The organism is Streptomyces sp. NPDC051183 (genome assembly GCF_040682455.1).
Classification (GTDB): Bacteria; Actinomycetota; Actinomycetes; order Streptomycetales; family Streptomycetaceae; genus Streptomyces.
In genome coordinates, this window is the sequence record NZ_JBFBBA010000001.1 from 70,823 (window position 1) to 87,633 (window position 16,811).

The window sequence follows — 16,811 nt, forward strand, 5'->3', positions numbered from 1 at the left end:
GAGGCGGCGCCGCGGCGTGCGGCGGGCCCCGCACACACCGTGTGCGGGGCCCGTGGCCGGTCGGGCCGGGTCACCCCGTCCGGGGGTTCTCCCAGCGGTAGAACTCCTGGGCCATGGCGTCCTTGGGGCTGCGCCAGGTCTCCGGGTCGTGCGGGCTGACGTAGGCCGTGAGCCGGTCGCTGAGGTCCCGGAACTCCGGGTGGCCGGTCACCTTCGCGATGGCCGGGCCCGGGGGCCGGTCGGACTCGATCAGGTGGAGGTACACGTCGCCGAACTGGAACAGGCTGCGACGGGTCACCCCGACCAGGTGCGGCAGTTCGCCGGCGTCCGAGGCGGCGAACAGTTCGGCGATGTCGGGTGCCGACTGCGGCGCCATGCGGGCGACGATGAGGGCTCGGTGCATCCGGATGTTGCCTTTCGTTGCGGGGGCGGTGCGCCCTAGGGGCGGCTGGCGGCGGGCGTGAGGTTCTCGGACGCCCGCTGCTCGATCTTGTCCCGGATGAGCGCCATCTGGATCTTGGAGTTGCGGTTGATGTTGTCGGTCATCCAGGCGTCGTCGACCGGGGCGTCCGGCTTCATCGCGAAGTCCTGGGTCCACTTCATCCGCGTGCCGCCCGGCACCTCGGAGTACTGCCAGTGGATGTCCATGTGCGCGAAGGGGCCGGTCTCCACCCGCCGGGCGCGGACCGAGAGGCCCTTGCGGTCGACGGTCCGCTCGGACACCCAGCTCCACACCTTGCCGTTCTCGTCGGGGTGCATGGTCAGGCGGAAGCGGGTGGTGTCGCCCTGCTGGTCGAGGATGTCCAGCGAGGCGTACTCACTGAACAGCCGGGGCCAGCCGGGGAGGTCGTTGGTCACGTCCCACACGACGTCCACCGGCGCGCCGACGGTGATCTCGTTCTCGGTGTGTCCTGCCATCTCAAGCTCCGGTCATCAGGCTGTTGTTGACGAGGTCGACGAACTCCCGCGGCGTCTTGCAGCGGTCCGCGTCGGTGGGCAGGGCCCGGCCGCGCCGGTTCTCCAGTTCCCCGACGATGCCGAGGAGGCCCAGCGAGTCGAGGCCGTAGTCGTCGAAGGCGGACTCCGGCCGGTTCGACATCTCGCCCGGGTCGACGGTGATTCCGGCGGTCTTCATCAGGGCCGCCAGCTCTTCCATGGTCAGTCGGTCGGACATGGTGGCGTCTCACTTCCTACGAGGGGACTGCTACATGGGGGCTGCGGGGCCCTTTCGGATGACGAGCGCGGCATTGGAGCCCATCAGGCCCCGGCTCAGGACGAGCGCGGTGCGCAGCTCCGCCGGGCGGGCGCTGCCGGTCACCACGTCGAGGTCGTGGCACACGTCGAACACGTTCGGCGTGGGCGGGAGGATGCCGTGCTCCAGGGCGAGGACCGCGGCGGCCGTGTCGAGGGCGGGCGCCGCGCAGTACGCCCTGCCGGTACCGGTCTTGGGCACCGTCACCGGCACCTTGCGCCCGTGCACGCCGAGGGCGTCGGCGATGGCCGCCGCCTCCGCGCGGTCGGCCTCGGGCGTGCCGAGCGCGTCCGCGAAGACCACGTCGATCTCCTCGGGTGCGCAGCCGGCGTCCCGGAGCGCGCCGCGGATGGCGTGGGCCAGGCCCTCACCGGAGGCGTCGGGGTTGCGCGGTCCGGTGAAGGTCGCGGCGTGGCCGGCCAGCACGGCGCGGACGGTGGCGCCTCGGCTGCGGGCCGCCGCCTCGTCCTCCACGAGGAACATCGCGCCGCCTTCGGCCGGCACGTAGCCGCAGGCCTTCTCGGTGAAGGGCCGGTACGCCCGTTCCGGGTCGTCGTACGTGCTCAGCGACTCGTAGCCGAGCTGGCAGACGATGGAGTACGGGGCCAGCGGCGCCTCGGTGGCGCCGACCAGCATGGCCCGGCTGCCCTGGCGGATCGCCCGGGCGGCGTGCGCGAAGGCGTCCAGCCCGCCCGCCTCGTCGCTGGCCACGACCCCGCAGGGGCCCTTAAGGCCCCGGCGGATGGAGATCTGGCCGGTGCTCGCGGCGTAGAACCAGGCGATCGACTGGTACGGGCCGACGAAGCGGGGGCCTTGCTCCCACAATCGTTGCAGCTCGCGCTGCCCGAACTCGCCGCCGCCGGAGCCGGCGGCCGTGACGACGCCGACGGAGAAGGGTTCGTCCTCGTAGTCGGCGCGGCCGAGCCGGGCGTCATCGAGGGCCAGTTCGGCCGCGGCGAGGGCGTGGTGGGTGAACCGGTCGGTCTGGACGAGGTAGCGGTCCTCGATCAGGGTGCCCGGATCGAAGCCGCGGACCTCTCCCGCGACGCGCAGCGGGAGGTGCTCGCAGCCCTGGCGGGTGACGCGGCCGAGCACGCAGGTCCCGGACTCGGTCGCCTTCCAGAAGGCTTCGGCGCCGATGCCGTTGGGGGCGACGACCCCGATGCCCGTGATGACCGTAGGGCTGTTCACGAGACGGCCTCCTTCGGCTGGGTCATGACGACGGCGGACTGGAATCCGCCGAAACCGCTGCCGACGGAGAGCACGCTGCGCAGTTTGCGACCCCGTGCGGTGCGCGGTACGTAGTCCAGGTCGCACTCGGGGTCGGGGGTCTCGTAGTTGGCCGTCGGCGGCACGACCTGGTGGGTCATCGCCAGGACGCAGGCGGCCAGTTCGATCGCCCCGATGGCGCCGAGGGAGTGCCCCACCATGGATTTGATGGAGGTCATCGGCGTCTTGTAGGCGTGCTCGCCCAGGACCCGCTTGACGGCCGCCGTCTCGTGGCGGTCGTTCTGCTTGGTCCCGGAGCCGTGGGCGTTGACGTAGTCGATCTCGGTGGCGTCGATCCCGGCCTGGCCGAGGGCGGTTTCTATCGCGCGGGCCATCTCCAGGCCCTCGGCGGTCAGTCCGGTCATGTGGTGGGCGTTGCCGAAGGTGGCGTAGCCGCCGATCTCGCAGTACACGGTCGCGCCCCGGGCACGGGCGTGTTCCAGCTCTTCGAGGACGAGGACCGCGCCGCCCTCGCCGAGGACGAACCCGTCGCGGTTGGCGTCGAACGGCCGGGAGGCGTGCGCGGGGTCGTCGTTGTTGGGCGAGGTCGCCTTGATGGCGTCGAAGCAGGCCACGGTGATCGGCGACACAGGTGAGTCCGAGGCTCCGGCGATGCACAGGTCCATCCGCCCTTCGGCGATGGAGTGGACGGCGTACCCGATGGCGTCGAGTCCGGAGGTGCAGCCGGTGGAGACGGTCTGCACCGGGCCGCGCGCGCCCGTCTGTTCCGCCACCGCGGAGGCGAGGGTGGCCGGTGTGAAGGCCCGGTGCAGGTGCGCTCCGGCCAGCCGGTGGTCGACGTCCCACCAGGCGCCGGACTGGCTGACGGCGACGTAGTCGTGCTCCAGGCGGGTGGTGCCGCCCACGGCGGTGCCGAGGGAGACTCCGGTGCGCCAGGCCTCGTCGGTGGTGAGGTCGAGACCCGCGTCGCGTACGGCCTCCCGCGCGGCGACCAGGGCGAACTGGATGTACCGGTCCGCCCGGGCCGCCTCGTCGGAGGTCAGGCCGTGCTCGGCGGGGTCGAAGTCGACCTCCGCGGCTATCCGGGAGCGGAAGCCGGTCGGGTCGAAGAGGGTGATGCCGCGCGTCGCCGTACGGCCGTTGGACAGCAGGTCCCAGAAGGCGGGGACGCCTATCCCGCCGGGAGCCACGACGCCGACTCCGGTGACGGCCACCCGCCGGCGGGTCACGAGACCGCTCCCGTGCGGTCCGGCGGCCTCTCCCATGCGGAACCCTCCGGGTGTACGGCTTCCTCGGTGTCGACGTGGCCCAGTTCCGGGCGCGGGGCGAGCGGGCCGAGGTGGAAGACCATGCGGGCCTCGGTGTCGCCGATGTTGCGGAAGCGGTGGCGCACGTTCAGGGGAACGAGCAGGCCCTGGTCGGTGCGCAGCGGGTGGGACTCGCCGTCGAGGTCCACCTCCAGGTGCCCGCTGACCACGTACACGAACTCCTCGGAGTACGGGTGGTAGTGCTCGGCGATGTGCTCGCCGGGGGCCATGATCGCCAGGCCCATGAACCCGCTGGTACTGCCCACCGAGGTCGGGGTGAGCACGGCCCTCAGGTCTCCGCCGCGCCTGGTGTTGGGCTGCGTCTGGCTGAGGTCCACGATGCGTGGGCGATGTCTGGTCATGGCGGGGTTCCTCCTGGCGGGTGGGAGCCTGGACGGGGCTGGTGGGGGTGGTGGTGTCCGGGGCGGGCCGACGGGGATCAGCTCTCGGCGGGGGCCCGGCGGTCGGTGATCAGGCTCATGGTGTGGCGGGCCGCGGCGTCCGCGGGCCGCGTGGGCTTGCCGGGCCGCGTGGGCTTGCCGGGCCCCGCGGACTTGCCGGAGCCGGCGGACCTGCCGGAGCTCGCGGACTTGCCGGGCCCGGCGTCAGGCTCGGCCATCAGGCGGGCGAGCACGCCCGCCTTGCGCGGCCCGTGCACCCCGAAGGCGGTCTCGGGGTCGGCGCCTTGCGGGCCGCGCACGTCGATGAGGCGTACGACGATGTCGTCGCGCTGGAAGATGCTGCTGCTGACGGTGGCGCTGCCCTTCCGGTGGGCCGCGGCTTCGTCCTGCCGGGCCAGGAACCGGGCGAGCGCCGGACCGCAGCCGGGCTTGGCCGGGTAGAAGAGCGCGTGGCGCCGTACGTCCTCGCCGTCCGCCGCGTCCGCGGCGATGTGGTGGACGGCCGGGAGCGCGGCGCGCATGAAGAACATCCGGGCCGACTCGGGGTCGCCCAGGTCCCGGTCCTGCTCCAGGTACGGGTTGATGGCCTCCTCGACGGCGCGCACCTCGGGCTGTTCCGACACGTGCCGCAGCGCCGCCATCAGGTCGCCGCGGACCTCCACCGTCCGGACGACCCGGTTGCCGTGCATGAACAGCGAGGTGCGGCACAGCCGGGTGTGGTCGTCGACCCGGGCCGCCGGTGAGGCGTAGCTGGAGAGGATGGCCGCGACCTGCTCCTCGCTGCCCGGCTTGACCGTGAAGGTCAGGGCGTGGCGGACGATGCCGGCGCCCAGGCGGGGCGCGCCCTGGAGGCGTGCGGCTCCCGGGCGCACGGCGCCGTCGTAGGCCCGGCCGGTCTCGCGGAGCACCGTGTACTTGAGCGGGCGCATGGCGCGGGCGCAGGCGCCCAGCGGCCGTACCTGCTCGGCGTGGTGCTCGCTGTTGACCCAGGCGAGGTACTGCGGGGCGCTCTCCCACTCGCTGGTGATCAGCCATTGCGAGGGGTTCTCGAAGGACTGGCAGAGCTGGTCGCTGATGTGCCCGGGGACGGCCGCGATGTCGTGCCGAAGCTGTTCGTACGCCTCGAAGAACCGCTGCTGGGCCCCCTCGTGGAGGTCCATCAGCAGGACGACCCGGAGCATGGAGCCGTCGAAGGCCGACTGTGACACCCGTTCGGACAGGGTGGTTGTCATTGCTCACTCCTTCATGAGGGCGTGGGGTTCCATCGCGTACGGACCCTCGTCCGCCATCGGTGGTGCCCCGCCCGGCCGGCGGCCGCATCCGTCGGGAACGGCAGGCCGGCGTGTCTCAGGGGGAACCGCTGTCGCTCATCGTCATCCGGGTGGCCATCTACCGCTACATCTCCGGATCAAGCGGGTGACAACCGGCGAATCTCCTGGGCCTGGCCGTCGATCGGGGGCATAAAGAGTCCACTCCCCCACACAGAAAACAGGAGCCCTCAGCTGATGGAAGACAACGCCGATGTTCGCGTACCGGTTCTCGTCGTGGGCGGCTCCCTCGTGGGCCTGTCGACCTCGCTGTTCCTGAGCCGCCACGGCGTCAGGCACATGGTCGTCGAGAAGCACTCGGGTACCTCCGACCACCCCCGCGGCCGCGGGATCAACGCCCGCACCATGGAGCTGTTCCGCACGGCCGGGGCGGAGGACGCGATCCGCAAGGCGGCGTCGCTGCTGGAGAACAACATGGGCATCCTCCAGACGGAGTCGCTCATGGGCGACGACCACAAGTGGCTGGTCAAGGCGATCGACCCATCGGGCGCGCTGAGCCGCTTCAGCCCGACGGGCTGGTGCGTGTGCAGCCAGAACAACATCGAGCCGATCCTGGCCGCGCAGAGCCGTGAGCAGGGCGCCGACGTACGGTTCTCCACCGAGCTGATGAGCTTCGACCAGGACGCCACCGGGGTGAGCGCCCTGGTCAAGAACCGGCAGACGGGCGAGCACACCACCGTGCGCGCCGATTTCCTGATCGCGGCGGACGGCCCGCGCAGCCCCGTACGCGAACAGCTGCGGATCCCCCAGACGGGTAGCGGCGAGCTGTTCCACAACGTGAGCATCACCTTCCGCTCGGAGCGGCTGGTCGAGGCGCTGGGCGACCTGCGGTTCATCGTGTGCTACCTGATGAAGCCGGGCGCCGACGGGGCGCTGCTGCCCGTGGACAACGACACGCAGTGGGTCTTCCACGCGCCGTGGCACCCGGACCGGGGCGAGACCCTGGAGGACTTCACCGAGGAGCGCTGCGTGGAGCAGATCCGCAACGCGATCGGCGTACCGGACCTGGACGTGGAGATCGGCGGCAAGGCGCCCTGGCACGCGGCCGAACGGGTGGCGGTGCGGTACTCGTCCGGGCGGGTGTTCCTGGCCGGTGACGCGGCGCACGAGATGTCCCCGACGGGCGCGTTCGGCTCGAACACCGGCATCCAGGACGCGCACAACCTGGCCTGGAAGATCGCTGCGGTGCTGGACGGCTCGGCGGGCATCGAACTGCTCGACACGTACGAGGCCGAGCGGCTGCCGGTGGCCCTGGCGACCGCCGAGCGGGCCTCGGCCCGTTCGGCGGAGCACAGCCACCCCGGCTACGTGCCGCCGCCCACGATGGGCGGCGGGCCGGGCAGCGGGATGCTCACGACGGCGATGGGCTACTGCTACCCGGAGGGGGCGAGCGTCGGCGGCGACGCCGGACGGCCGGTCATCCCCGTTGACCTGCGCCTGAAGGGCGACGTCGGTACGCGGGCCCCGCACATGTGGCTGACCAGGTGCCGCGGTGGCGGGCGGATCTCCACCCTGGACCTGTACGAGAGCTCGTTCGTGCTGCTCAGCGGCGAGGGGGCGCCGTGGCGGGCAGCGGGCGAGGAGGTGGCTCGGCAGCTGCCGGTGCGGCTGGACTCCTACTCGATCGGTTCCGCCGCGGCCGACCTGGTCCAGGAGGACGGGGCCGACTGGGCAGCGGTACACGAGCTGACGGCCGCGGGGGCGGTGCTCGTACGCCCCGACGGGTTCGTGGCGTGGCGCTCGCAGGGCGCGGTGGCCGATCCCGGTGCCGTACTGGCGGACGTCATGTCGCAGGTGCTGCGGCGGGCCTGAGCGGCCGGCCCGGGCCCGGTGACCCGCCCGTCGGCCGCGCCGCCGCGGCCGAGGGGCGGGCGCGTCCGGGCGGGGTCTCGTTCAGGCGCAGGCCCAACAGCCCGCCCAGCAGCCCGCGTTGCGGTGCGCGTGCCGGGGGCGGCGGGGCGGGGTGTGCACTCCCGGGGCCGGATCGCCGCCGATCCGGCGTGCCAGACAGGCGACCACGACCGCGATGGCGGCGAGCTCCTCCGGCGCGGCCAGTCCCCGCTCCACCCGGAGCAGGCTGGCTATCGGTACGTCGGCGCCATCCTTGAGCATCGACACGGCTCCTCCTACGGGGAGTTCGCACGGGTCCTCGTCGGGTCACAAGGACTCCGGACGCAGCCGACGCTACAAGCGGGCGCCGCCCCCGGCACACCGGAGCCTCGACTCCGCGCGGGACATCCGCCCAGGTCAGAGGCATGGTCCGGGAGCCCGGGCGGGCCGCCGCCCGGGCCGCGCCGGGGGCGGGGCATTGGGCCGTCGGAGTGGTGCGGGCCCGCGGGAACGCCTGACGGCGCCCCCCCGCGGGGGGGGCGCCGTCAGGGTTCGGGGCGGCTCAGCGGGCCGGGCACTTCTTCCAGGAGAAGTGGTAGACGCTGTTGATGCTGCCGTCCGTGGAGTCGAGCGCCATGAAGCTGGTCTTGTCCGGGTCGGAGGTCCCGACCTCGGCGCGCAGCTCGGTGTTGATGTTGAAGTTGCGCTGCGCGCCGCAGGGCGCGAAGACGAGGGCCTCGATGCCCGTGGTGTCGGTGGCCTGCCAGTTGTCGTCGAGCGCGCCGTTGAACTTGTGGGTCCGGTACGCGGTCTGGCTCATGCCCTGGAAGTAGTAGCTGGCCTTCTGCGTGCCGATCGCGCCCTCCTGCAGGCTGCCGAAGCCGCGGTAGTCGACCTGCGCCACGGCGTAGGTGTAGCCCTGCGGGACGTTGACGAGCAGGGAGAGGAGACAGTTCTTCCGGCCTTCGACCGTGGGGGCGCCCCCGCCGGCCTGGGCCACGTACTCGCTGTAGGTGACCGTGAAGGCCGAGTTGTCCTGGGCCACGGCGACGGTGGCGCTGCCGGGGCGGCAGCCCGAGCCGTTGATGCTCTTGACGTCCACGGTCACCCTGTCCGAGGGCGCCGTGGGGGTGGTGGCCACGGCCGAGGGGGCCAGGCCGAGGCTGAGGAGGGTTCCGGTCACGGCGGCGGCGCTGAACGCAGCGCGGAGCGATGTGATCACAAGGCCATGGATACGGTCCGCGGCGGGCCCGGAGCGTGACCGGGTGCGCCCGCTCACTCCGATGGCCGCGCCGATTCACCGGCAGAAACGTATCTGCACCCGTTGTCGATGCTCCGAACGGCCCAGACGGCGGGGAGCCGGACCGTGCCATGCGGGTAATTCATCCGCTTTCTTCCTAATATGGGCGGCTCGCAGGAAGGACCTGCGGGGAGGAGCCCCCATGCGCCGCCTGCACCGGCCCGCCCTGCTGACCGCAGGCCTGGTCGCCGCCGCCCTGATCGCCTCGGCCGCCCCGGCGGCGTCCGCCGCCCCCGGCCACGACTCCGGCCACGACTCCGGCCACAGCTCCGGCTCCGGCTCCGGCTCCGGCGAGGCCGTCGTACTGGGCGAGGACCACGCCCGGGCGCACGCCCGGCTGCGGCTCGCGGTCAAGGGCGCCGGCGGGTACCCGCAGTCGACCCGCACCACGAGCCTGGAGTCGCTGCGCGCCTCCCAGCGCGAGGCCAACTCGGGCTTCGACGCGGCGCGGTCCGGCCGGTTCACCGACTACTTCCCCTCTCCCGACTTCGGCGTGCACACCACGCTGCTCCCCACGGGCAAGGTGCTGCTCTTCTCCTTCGAGCGCGTGGAGGTCGACCCCACCAAGGAGACCGGGCCCACCGACCGGATCGGCAGGACGAACGCCGGCCGCGCCTACCTGTGGGACCCCGCCAAGGGCACCGGGGCGCGGGCGTTCAAGAAGGTCACGCCGCCGATCGTGCTGATGCCCGACGGTACGCACGCCCCGCGCCCGGCGCCGTTCTTCTGCGCCGGACACTCCTTCCTGCCCAACGGCATGCTCGGGGTCTTCGGCGGCAACACCGGCGGCAAGGGCGGCAGCGGGGCGAAGCTGTCCTTCGTGTTCGATCCGTGGACCGAGACCTGGTACCGCAACCGCGACATGGCGGTCGGCCGTTGGTACCCCTCGGTCGTCACCGGCCCGGACGGGCGGCAGATCGTCATGTCCGGCCAGTCCGAGCGGGGTACGGGCACGCCCACCCCGGTCGTCGAGCGGTTCCCCGCGCTCGGCCGGCCGGTGCCCTGGGGGCGGTACGACATCCCGCTGGACGTCCCGGTGGAGCGCTTCCGCGCCGACGCGCCGTTCCGCAACGACTACCCGCACCTGTTCTCGCTGCGCGACGGCAAGGTCTACGGCCTCGGGCGCGACGCGGACCAGCAGTGGCTCTTCGACCTGGTCGGGCAGACCCGTACGGACCTCCCCCGGCGGCCCGCCGACTTCCGCGGCTACGGCTCCGCCGTCCCGCTGCCAGCGGGCCTGCGCGGCCCCGACTCGGTGCTCGTCCTCGGCGGTGACCCGCGCGACCCCCATACGTACCGGCTGTCGGGCGGGACGTGGACCACCCAGGAGCCGCGGGCCTTCGGGCGCACGCAGGACAACACCCTGATCCTGCCGGACGGCACGCTGCTGACCGTCAACGGAGCGCTCGACACCCGCGATTACGGGTACGGGCCGTTCAACCCGAAGGCCGATCTCAAGTACCGGCAGATCGAACTGCGCGACGGACACGGCCACTGGCGGCTCGGGCCGGTGCAGCGGCTGCCCCGGGGGTACCACTCCAACGCCCTGGTCCTGCCGGACGGCCGGATGATGGTCACCGGCGACGAACTCCAGCAGATCGCCAACGACCCCGACATCAATGACCGGATGGACGGCAGCATCGAGCTCTACGAGCCCGCCTACCTGCACCGGGGCGCCCGGCCGGCGCTCGACGGTGCCCCTGCGGGCGAACTCGCCCACGGCGCCGCCTTCCAGGTCACGAGCTCCACCGCCGCAGCTGTCACCCGCGCCATTTTGCTGGCGCCGACGACGGTCACCCACTCGGTGAACACCAGCCAGCGCCATCTGGACCTCGCGGTGACCGGGGTCCGCGGCAGCACGATCGGCCTGCGGGCACCGGCGACCGCGGCCGACGCCCCTCCCGGGTACTACATGCTGTTCCTGCTCGACGCGAAGGGCGTCCCCAGCACCGCGAAGTGGATCAAGCTGGGCGTCCGCTGACCCCGGAGCGGAGACGGGACCCGAGGCGGACCACCGCCGCGCGGCCGGGGGCGCGTACCCGGCAGAGGGCCGTACCCGTCACCAAGGCGGCGTCGTACGGGCCCAGTTCGGCGTCGTGGTCGTCCAGGTGCACGGCACCCTCCAGAGCCACGACCACGAGGGCCTCGCCGGGCGGGAGGGCGAGCAGGAGGTCGCCGCGGACCACGGCGGTATCGGCCGTCACGGAGTCGCGGCGGTACATCACGTTGAAGTTCACGATCGGGCCGGCGAGCAGCCGGCAGTCGGTCGGCCGGTCGCCGGGGAACCGCTGGGGGTCGTAGCGCCGGTCCACGAGGCGGCGTACCCCGTCGATCGCGAGGTCCATCCCGGCGCCCTCGGCGAGGGTGAGCGTACGGTCGACCCCGGGGAAGGCGGAGAACGGTCCGTCGGCGGTGACGTCGGCGAGGCTGATCCGCCACGCGAAGTCGTCCATGCCCGCGCCCTCGGGCCAGGCGGCGATCTCCCGGGTGACTCCCCCGCCGTTCTTCCAGCCGGCCGCCTGCCGGTCGGCCGCCCGCAGGATCCGGACCGTGTCCGCGCCGCTCATTCCGTCCGCCTTCCGGACCCGGGTACACCCCGGGTCCGGCCGAGCCTATCCGGGCCGCCCCGCGGGGGCGGCCTCAGGCGCGGAGCGCGGCGGTGAACCAGGTGAACACCGGGGCCAGAGCGGGCGGCACGGGCCATCCGTTGATCACCGACAGGAGCTGCCAGTACCGCTCGGCCCGCGGATCGGACGCCACTTCCAGGCGGGCGAGCAGCCAGCGGCGCAGGTCCCCGTCGTCCGCGCGCTCGAAGGCGTGGGCGTAGAGCGCGGTCAGCGACCCCGTGAAGGGGGCCGCCTCGGCGGAAGCGGGCAGGATGCCCGCGGCGAGGGCCTCACCGACGCGCGCCCGGACCGCTTCGGTGAGGTCGTGGTGCAGGCCGGTGGTGTCACCCCCGGAGCGGTCGGCCGCCTGGAACTCGGCCATGCGGCGCACGGAGGTCCGGAAGCCGGGGTCCTGGCAGAGCTCGGCGAGCTCCACCCAGGCCTCGACCTGTTCGGAGGTGGGGTCGTCGGGCAGTTCGGGCATGGCCGAGCGCATCATGGCGACGAACTCGGGGTTGGCGTCGAGGTCACCGAAGGTGGCGTCGATGAACTCGTGCACCAGGCGGTGGCGTTCGTCCTCGGAGAGTTTGGCGAGTCGGTGCATCAGAGCGGTCTCCAGGTGGTCGGCGCCCCGCCGGGCGACGGCCCGCAGCACGGCCCGCCGCAGCCGCAGCGTGCGTATCTGCACGTCCAGGGCGTCGGCATGGGCGGACGCGACCTCCGGTACGGAGGCCTCCCGGTCCAGCACCCTGCGTACGGCGGCCAGATCGAGGCCGAGGTCGCGCAGGGTGCGGGCCAGGTCGAGGCGGGTCAGCGCGTCGATGTCGTAGAGCCGGTAGCCGGCGGGGCTGCGATCGGTCGGCGGCACGATCCCCGAGTCGGAGTAGTAGCGGATGGTCTTGACCGTGAGCCCGGTGCGCCGGGCCAGGTCTCCGATCGAGTAGAGCGCGTCGCCGTTCATGTCCACCACCCTGCCGCCTCCCCCTACGGGAGACTCAAGCCGGGTCGGCCGGGCCGGTCACGGCATCAGCTGGTACTCGGGGAAGTTGCCGGGCAGGCGTTCGCCCTCGGGGCCGTTGGTCACCGCGTGGACCAGCAGCTCACCGCCGACGAAGGCACCGCGCCAGGAGCCGCCGAAGCCGCCGAAGAGCTCCTCGCGGTCGCCGCGCGAGCGGGGCTTGCCGTGGCCGATCTTGAAGGCGCGGATCTGCGGGGCGAGGCGGGAGAAGGTGGCCGGGTCGTCGGTGGAGAGGGTGGCGCACAGCGCGCCGTTGGAGGCGTTCATGGCGGCCAGCAGCTCTGCCTCGGTGTCGACGAGGACGATGGTGTCCACGGGGCCGAAGGGTTCCGCGTGGTAGAGCGGTGAGGAGGCCGGCGGGCTGAGCAGGGTCAGCGGGGCCACGTAGGCGGAGGTGTCCTGGCCGGGCAGGAACCGGGCCGGGTCGAGGGAGCTCCGGAAGAGCGGTACGGCGCCGCGCTCGACGGCCTCGGCGGCGTGGTCGGTGAGCTCCTTGGCCTTGGCCGCGTTGATGAGGGGGCCGAAGTCCAGTTCGGGCAGGGCGTCGTCGGGGTGCGCGACCGCGAGGGGGTGGCCCGTACGGATGGCGGAGACGGCGGGGAGGTAGGCGGCGAGGAAGGCGTCGAAGGCGGTGCGCTGGACGACGAAGCGGGGGTAGGCGGTGCAGCGCTGCTTGCCGTAGTCGAAGAGCTTGGGGATGACGGCGTTCAGCGCGTCCCAGTCGGTGTGCTCCCAGATGCCCCAGGTGTTGAGGCCCTCTTGTTCGAGGATGTGGCGCTTGCCGAGGTCGGTGACGGCGGTGGCGATGCGCGCGCCGGTGTCGCGGCCGCCGACGAAGGAGACGCAGCCGATCTCCGGCGAGCGGACGAGGGCTTCGGAGAGCTCGCTGCCGCTGCCGCTGACCAGGGTGACGGGGATGCCCTCGCGGCGGATCAGCGCGCAGGCGAGGGTGAGGCAGGCGAGGCCGCCGTCGGTCGGGGTCTTCGCGATGACGGCGTTGCCCGCGAGCGCCTGCACGAGCATGGCGTGCACCAGCACCGACATGGGGTAGTTCCAGCTGGCGATGTTGGAGACGGGCCCCTCGAGCGGGGTGCGGCCGTCGAGCATGGCCTCGATGTTCTCCACGTACCAGCGGACGCCCTCGATGGCCCGGTCCACATCGGCCTGGGCCAGCCGCCAGGGCTTGCCGATCTCCCAGACCAGGAGGAGGGAGAGCAGTTCCCGGTGCTCGGTCAGGGCGTCGAGGGAGGCGCTGACGCGGGAACGGCGTTCGGGCAGCGGGATGTGCCGCCAGGCGCGGTGCTGGTCGAGGCTCGCCCGTACGGCCTGTGCGGCCGCGGCGGAGTCGAGGCGCGGCGGGCCCGCGATGGGGCTGCCGTCGACGGGGCTGGTGGCGGGCAGGGCGCGGCCGTCGGAATGCCATGAGCCGCCCCAGAGGTTCAGGACGCGGTCCTCCTGGAAGGCCTCGGGGGCCGCTGCCAGGGCGCGCTGCCAGGCATCGGACCAGGCCGTGCCGGGCTTGAGGGCGAGGGTGGGGTGTGCCATCTGCGGTTCTCCGCTCAGTGGGTGGGCGGGGCATGAGGTGGCTCGCGTACGGCCGCCCGCGCACCGGGCGGCCGTACTGGCGAGGCTATGCGGTCGCGCGGGCCGGCCGTAAGTACGGGCCGGGAGGCATGAACGATCTCACTTCTGGACGGCGAGTCGCTTGAGGACCAGACGGGCCGTCTCGGTCGGGGTCGATCCGACGGCCACGCCGGCCGCCTCCAGGGCCTGCTTCTTGGCCGTGGACCTGGCCGCCGGGGCGGGGCTGACGCTGGTCGGATTCCTGCGGGGGGATTCCATGAACGTGTACGCGGGCGAGCACCGCGTCGGGCCGACGGCCTGACGACGGCGCCCGCGACACGGCGGCGGGGGCCCGGTCCGGCGGGGAGCGCCCCCTGCGCCGGCGGGCCCTTCTGCCGCGCGCGCACGCGGGGGCGGGTCGGGCCGGGGTCGCTCAGACCGCGTCGGCCTTCTCGGGCAGGTCGGCCTTCTCGGGCGCGTCGGCCTTCTCCGGCGCCTCGGCCGCCGTCGCCTGCGGGGCCGCTTCGACGACCCGGGGCCCGTGCTGTCCGCGCAGACCGATCCAGCTGATCAGCGCGACCAGGGCGAAGGCCGCGGCGCCGATCACGAAGGTCAACGTGAAACCGGACTCGGCGGGCAGGGCCGGAACGCCCGGCGGCAGGTGCTCGATCGTCTGGGACGCCAGGATCGTGGTGACGATGGCGCTGCCGATCGCGCTGCCCGTGGAGCGGGAGATGGAGTTGATGCCGTTGGCGATGCCGCTCTGGTGGTGCGGGACGCTGGACATGATCACGGCGGGCATGGCCGCGTAGCCGAAGCTGACGGCCGCACCGACGATGAGGCCGGCGCCGATCACCGAGAAGGAGTGGCTGTGGTCCACGGCGAGCCAGCCGAAGCCGGCGGCGCCGAGCGCGGCGGCCAGGGCGAGCGCGGCACGGGGGCCGCGGTGGCGCACCAGCTGACCGCCGACCGGGGAGGCGAGGAGCGAGACGATCGCACCGGGCAGCAGGAACTCGACCGAGGCCCGCAGGATGGAGGCGTCGAAGCCGTAGCCGGTGAGCTCGTGGGGCATCTGGACGAGGTAGGAGACGCCCAGGAAGTTCGCGAACATGCCGAAGCCGACGAGGATGCCGGCCAGGTTGGCCATGAGGACCGGGCGGTGGACGAACATCTTCATGTCGACGAGCGGCTCGCGCACCTTGCGCTCGACCAGGACCCACACCGCGGTCATCACGACGGCGCCGGCGAAGCTGCCCAGCGTACGGGCCGAGGCCCAGCCCCACTCGTGGCCCTGGGAGATGGGCAGCAGGAGCAGCAGGAGGGCGATGCCGAGGGTCAGCGCGCCGAGGACGTCGGTGCGGCCGCCGGTCTTGTGACGGGTGGCGGGGACCAGGAAGACGACGGCGAGCAGGGCGAGGACCGCGAAGCCCGTCGCCATCCAGAAGGCGTTGCGGTAGTCGGCGTCGGCGCCGGAGGTCAGCAGGCCGGTGGCGACGAGCGCGAGGCCGCTGCCGAAGGCGAGGGTGCCGCTGACCAGGGCCATCGCACCGGGGAGCTTCTGCGGGCGGACCTCTTCGCGGAGCACGGAGAGCGCCAGCGGGAAGATCGCGGTGGCGGCTCCCTGCAGGACCCGGCCCAGGATCAGCAGCGGCAGCGAGGACGCCAGCGCGGCGACGACGGAACCCGCGACCATGACGCCGAGTACGGCCACCAGAGTCGGCTTCTTGCCGTGCTGGTCGCCGAACCGGCCGAGCAGCGGGGTGAAGACGGCCGCGGACAGCAGGGTGGCGGTGGTCACCCAGCTGACGTTGGCGGTGGTGGTGCCGAGGTCGTTGCGGATCAGGCCCAGGATCGGGACGGGGAGGGTCTGCATCATCGACACGACCATGGCGGCCAGGCTCAGGGCGAAGACGATGACCGTCTCGTTCCTGGTGCCGGTGTCCGGGGTGGAGGTGGTGGGGCTCATGGCAGGGAGGACCTTCTTAGTGCTTCAGACCACAGATGTTTGATGTCATCAAGTAACTCCACAGACGGTAGTCCTCAATAGTTAAGGTGGTCAAGTAAAAGGTTGATAATGTCAAACACCTTGAGTACTCTTCGAGCATGAGCGCCACCACCCCGTACGCCCCCACCAAACTGGAGCTCCTGGAGCTGCTCGCCGCCATCGGCACGGCCCAGTGGCGCGATTTCGCGGCCGCCGCGGCCCACCACGGCCTCACTTCCACCCAGGCCAGGGTCCTCGCCCAGCTCAACGGACCGCTGCCCATGCGCGGCCTCGCCACCCTGCTGGTGTGCGACGCCTCGAACGTCACGGGCATCGTGGACCGCCTGGAGGCCCGCGACCTGGTGCGCCGCGAGCAGGACCCCGCCGACCGGCGCGTCAAGAACGTCGTGGCGACCGACGCGGGCCGCGAGGTGATCCGCCGCGTGCGCGCCGAGATGCAGGCCACGCACGGCGCCCTCGACACCCTGGACGAAGCCGAGAGCGCGACCCTCTACGCCCTGCTGGAGCGCCTGCGCCCGGCCATGGAGAAGGACGCCTGACCGTACGGAGCGCCCGTCAAGCGCCCGTCAAGCGCCCGTCATGCGAGTCCGAGTCCGCGCGGCGGGACGAACAGGTGCGCCGCCCGGTGCTCCGCGGCCACCAGGGCGGTACCGGCCGAGAGCTGCGACTTCGCGCTGCGGGCGAGGCGGAGCCGGTGGTCGCCGCAGCGCTCGCACCCCGGGGACCAGTCGGGGAGCAGGTCCAGGTGCTCGGTGGCCATGTGCCGGGCGAGTCGGATCCGGGAGCCGGGCCCGCTGTCCATGGGGTCCCAGTCCACGCCCCGCTCCCCCGTGAGGAACAGTTCCGCCATGGCGTCCTGGATCTCCCGCATCGAACGGTAGAGCCGGGCGCAGGTGGTGCAGCCGAACATCCAGGACGGAGGCACCGGCCAGACGTCCTCGGGGCTCAGCTCATCGGCACTCATGGCCGCC

The 16,811-nt window shown here is 72.6% G+C and carries 17 protein-coding genes and 2 pseudogenes; 4 read left to right on the plus strand and 15 right to left on the minus strand.

Translation table 11 applies throughout. The annotated features are described in order from the left end of the window. Positions 1-70 precede the first annotated feature (70 nt). The 7 genes from AB0M99_RS00320 to AB0M99_RS00350 all read right to left on the minus strand — a co-directional run bounded on the left by AB0M99_RS00320 (position 71) and on the right by AB0M99_RS00350 (position 5,422). Positions 71-403, minus strand: coding sequence for a TcmI family type II polyketide cyclase (locus AB0M99_RS00320; RefSeq protein ID WP_365915888.1), 333 nt, complete (start codon positions 401-403; stop codon positions 71-73). A gap of 35 nt (positions 404-438) precedes the next feature. Beyond that, positions 439-918 (minus strand): SRPBCC family protein, encoded by a 480-nt coding sequence (locus AB0M99_RS00325; RefSeq protein ID WP_365915890.1) that lies wholly within the window; start codon positions 916-918, stop codon positions 439-441. Between the two features lies 1 nt (position 919). Then, entirely contained in the window at positions 920-1,174 is a 255-nt protein-coding gene (locus tag AB0M99_RS00330; protein WP_365915892.1) for an acyl carrier protein, read from the minus strand. Between the two features lie 30 nt (positions 1,175-1,204). After that, a complete protein-coding gene (locus AB0M99_RS00335; protein WP_365915894.1) occupies positions 1,205-2,443 on the minus strand; it encodes a beta-ketoacyl synthase N-terminal-like domain-containing protein in 1,239 nt (412 codons plus the stop codon). Further along, on the minus strand, positions 2,440-3,711 hold the full coding sequence (locus AB0M99_RS00340; RefSeq protein ID WP_365915896.1) for a beta-ketoacyl-[acyl-carrier-protein] synthase family protein: 1,272 nt from the start codon (positions 3,709-3,711) through the stop codon (positions 2,440-2,442). Before AB0M99_RS00340 ends, AB0M99_RS00335 begins: the two co-directional genes overlap by 4 nt. Then, a complete protein-coding gene (locus AB0M99_RS00345) occupies positions 3,708-4,151 on the minus strand; it encodes a cupin domain-containing protein (RefSeq protein ID WP_365915898.1) in 444 nt (147 codons plus the stop codon). Before AB0M99_RS00345 ends, AB0M99_RS00340 begins: the two co-directional genes overlap by 4 nt. Before the next feature lie 77 nt (positions 4,152-4,228). Next, positions 4,229-5,422 (minus strand): SchA/CurD-like domain-containing protein, encoded by a 1,194-nt coding sequence (locus tag AB0M99_RS00350; RefSeq protein ID WP_365915900.1) that lies wholly within the window; start codon positions 5,420-5,422, stop codon positions 4,229-4,231. 273 nt (positions 5,423-5,695) lie between these two features. On the opposite strand from AB0M99_RS00350, the gene AB0M99_RS00355 reads away from it, so the two are divergent. Continuing rightward, complete coding sequence (locus AB0M99_RS00355) at positions 5,696-7,330, plus strand: FAD-dependent monooxygenase (protein WP_365915902.1); 1,635 nt, start codon at positions 5,696-5,698, stop codon at positions 7,328-7,330. A gap of 81 nt (positions 7,331-7,411) precedes the next feature. Here AB0M99_RS00355 and AB0M99_RS00360 read toward each other — a convergent pair whose 3' ends face one another. Together AB0M99_RS00360 and AB0M99_RS00365 are read right to left on the minus strand one after the other, a co-directional pair. Further along, entirely contained in the window at positions 7,412-7,630 is a 219-nt protein-coding gene (locus tag AB0M99_RS00360; RefSeq protein WP_365915904.1) for an acyl-CoA carboxylase epsilon subunit, read from the minus strand. A gap of 280 nt (positions 7,631-7,910) precedes the next feature. Further along, complete coding sequence (locus tag AB0M99_RS00365; protein WP_365915906.1) at positions 7,911-8,570, minus strand: DUF4360 domain-containing protein; 660 nt, start codon at positions 8,568-8,570, stop codon at positions 7,911-7,913. Between the two features lie 220 nt (positions 8,571-8,790). Between AB0M99_RS00365 and AB0M99_RS00370 the strand changes: the two genes are divergently transcribed. Then, positions 8,791-10,629 carry a galactose oxidase-like domain-containing protein gene (locus AB0M99_RS00370; RefSeq protein WP_365915908.1) on the plus strand — a complete coding sequence of 613 codons (1,839 nt, stop codon included), beginning with the start codon at positions 8,791-8,793 and terminating at the stop codon, positions 10,627-10,629. Here the strand turns inward: AB0M99_RS00370 and AB0M99_RS00375 are convergent. From AB0M99_RS00375 to AB0M99_RS00390, 4 genes and pseudogenes are all read right to left on the minus strand, one after another. Then, positions 10,610-11,215, minus strand: a complete 606-nt coding sequence (locus AB0M99_RS00375) for a HutD family protein (protein ID WP_365915910.1) — start codon at positions 11,213-11,215, stop codon at positions 10,610-10,612. The genes AB0M99_RS00370 and AB0M99_RS00375 overlap by 20 nt on opposite strands. Positions 11,216-11,288: 73 nt before the next feature. Beyond that, positions 11,289-12,215, minus strand: a complete 927-nt coding sequence (locus AB0M99_RS00380) for a MerR family transcriptional regulator (RefSeq protein ID WP_365916504.1) — start codon at positions 12,213-12,215, stop codon at positions 11,289-11,291. 57 nt (positions 12,216-12,272) lie between these two features. Then, entirely contained in the window at positions 12,273-13,817 is a 1,545-nt protein-coding gene (locus AB0M99_RS00385; protein WP_365915912.1) for an aldehyde dehydrogenase family protein, read from the minus strand. Positions 13,818-13,955: 138 nt separating this feature from the next. Beyond that, positions 13,956-14,060: pseudogene (locus tag AB0M99_RS00390) on the minus strand (succinate--CoA ligase subunit alpha); the annotation flags it as partial. Between AB0M99_RS00390 and AB0M99_RS00395 the strand changes: the two are divergent. Then, positions 14,050-14,157 (plus strand): annotated as a pseudogene (locus tag AB0M99_RS00395) (formate dehydrogenase accessory sulfurtransferase FdhD); the annotation flags it as partial. The pseudogenes AB0M99_RS00390 and AB0M99_RS00395 sit on opposite strands and share 11 nt — an antisense overlap. Before the next feature lie 111 nt (positions 14,158-14,268). On the opposite strand, the gene AB0M99_RS00400 reads toward AB0M99_RS00395, so the two are convergent. Then, entirely contained in the window at positions 14,269-15,801 is a 1,533-nt protein-coding gene (locus tag AB0M99_RS00400; protein WP_365915914.1) for an MFS transporter, read from the minus strand. A gap of 137 nt (positions 15,802-15,938) precedes the next feature. On the opposite strand from AB0M99_RS00400, the gene AB0M99_RS00405 reads away from it, so the two are divergent. Next, positions 15,939-16,379, plus strand: a complete 441-nt coding sequence (locus AB0M99_RS00405; RefSeq protein WP_365915916.1) for a MarR family transcriptional regulator — start codon at positions 15,939-15,941, stop codon at positions 16,377-16,379. A gap of 38 nt (positions 16,380-16,417) precedes the next feature. Here AB0M99_RS00405 and AB0M99_RS00410 read toward each other — a convergent pair whose 3' ends face one another. Further along, complete coding sequence (locus AB0M99_RS00410; protein ID WP_365915918.1) at positions 16,418-16,804, minus strand: hypothetical protein; 387 nt, start codon at positions 16,802-16,804, stop codon at positions 16,418-16,420. Between the last annotated feature and the right edge of the window lie 7 nt (positions 16,805-16,811).